Genomic DNA, 1,305 nt, shown 5'->3' with positions numbered 1-1,305 from the left:
CATGGGCGGCAAGCGGCTGGCCGAGCCGCACCTGCCGCAGGGCTCGCCCTGCTCGCCCGCGCTGGCCAACCTCTGCGCCTTCCGGCTCGACCTGCGGCTCGAGGGCCTGGCCTGGGTCTTCGGCGCCACCTACACGCGCTATGCCGACGACCTGGTGTTCTCGGGCGACGAGGCGCTGCGCCTGCGCTTCGATGCGCTGCGGGCCTGGGTCGGCGGCATCGCGGCCGACGAGGGCTTCGAGCTCCATCCGCGCAAGCTGCGCTGCATGCCGCGGCACCGCCAGCAGCGCGTGACCGGCGTGGTCGTCAACGACCTTCCCAATGCACCGCGCGCCGACTTCGACCGCCTGCGCGCGCTGCTGCATCAATGCACGCTGCACGGCCCCGCGAGCCAGAACGCCGCCGGGCTCTCCGACTTCCGCGGCCACCTGCTGGGGCGCATCGCCTGGTTCGGCCAGTTCAGCCCGACGCGCCAGGCCCGGCTGCGGCGCCTGTTCGATCGCATCGAGTGGCCGGCCGGCGCCGCGCCCGCCTGAACCGAGGGTGGCACCCATTGCCCCCACGGCCCAGCGCGCTACATTTTGGGAACAACGGAGGCGCCATGAACGACATCCAGTTTTCGGCCGATGAACTCGACACCCTGCGCGAACACGGCGTGGCGCTGTTCGCGGATCGGGTGATCTTCGATGCGCAGCCGCCGATGCCGGCGCACCGCATCTCGGCGATCCAGGCGATGTGCGCGGGCCCGCTGCCCGAACCGCTGCTCGCGCTGTGGCGGCTCACGGCGGGCGGACGCCTCGACTACGACCTCGCGCTCGAGATGAACGGCAACATCGAGAACATCAGCTGGTCGGAGCTGTTCTGGGACGGCAGCGACGGCTACCGCGACCTGCAGGGCTGGATCGAGCACGAGCAGGAACTGGCCGAGGAAGGCGCGCAGACCCACGGCCTGCGCTGGCGCGGCAAGCTCACGCACCTGCCCTTCGGCGGTTTCGAATACTGCGACCGCATCTACACGGTGGTCGAGCCCGGCGCCGAGCACGGGCAGGTCGTGGCCTGGAAGCAGGGCCTGCCGCCGGCCTGGACCCATGCGCTGCACGAGGACGGCCTGAGCGTGGTCGCGAACGACCTGTTCGGCGCCTTCGCCGCGCTGCACCTCGACGAGGACCCGCTCGCACCCACGGGCGACTGCTACTCGGGCCACGCGCTGCTGGCCTACATCGACGACCGCCACCAGACGCACGGGCTGGACATCGACCTGATGGACAAGCTGGTCACCTTCTACTGCCGCGCCGTGGTCGACTGG

At 71.1% G+C, this 1,305-nt stretch carries 1 protein-coding gene and 1 pseudogene; both read left to right on the top strand.

Features of this window, described 5'->3' with window-relative positions; genetic code table 11:
• The coding region (locus AC27VN_RS41690) for a reverse transcriptase domain-containing protein (protein ID WP_490880543.1) at positions 1-535 on the top strand (535 nt) is incomplete at its 5' end.
• A 65-nt stretch (positions 536-600) separates the two neighbouring features.
• Positions 601-1,305, top strand: a pseudogene (locus tag AC27VN_RS41685) (SMI1/KNR4 family protein); the annotation flags it as partial.

Source organism: Variovorax sp. 20P10.2.4 (assembly GCF_058244205.1).
The sequence above is the reverse complement of the archived record's forward strand: the minus strand, read 5'-3'. Positions and strand labels throughout refer to the sequence as shown.